1 protein-coding gene is annotated in these 340 nt (G+C 50.6%); it reads left to right on the plus strand.

What is annotated here, in order from left to right:
* Positions 1 to 122 precede the first annotated feature (122 nt).
* A partial coding sequence (locus tag GTO91_RS17710; protein WP_161260010.1) for a DUF4277 domain-containing protein occupies positions 123 to 340 on the plus strand: 218 nt, incomplete at its 3' end.

A 340-nucleotide genomic window follows, 5' to 3' on the forward strand; every position in this document is an offset into this window, starting at 1 on the left:
CTCGGTTTCAACACCCCTCCCCGGGGTGTTTTAACTTTTTTAATGGAAATAGGATCCATTTAAAGGAGTAGCCGATTTTTTGTCGAATCATCTTCCTCAAACGGAATGTAGGGGGATGTCCGATGGATCACGTCACCACTCCGGATACCGTGGATGTTCTTTCGGTAGGCGGAATGCCGATCTTCGCGGAGTACTGTCGAGAACTCGGGATCCGCGAGATCGTCAACGATATGCTCCGGTGGGATAAAGAGCAATGGTCTGCCACTCCTGGGGACTTGATGGTGGCCATGCTGGTCAATTTAATGGCATCCCGGACGCCCTTGTACTTGATTCGCAAGTT

The sequence above is a fragment of the Heliomicrobium undosum genome, assembly GCF_009877425.1.
GTDB classification, from domain to species: Bacteria; Bacillota; Desulfitobacteriia; order Heliobacteriales; family Heliobacteriaceae; genus Heliomicrobium; species Heliomicrobium undosum.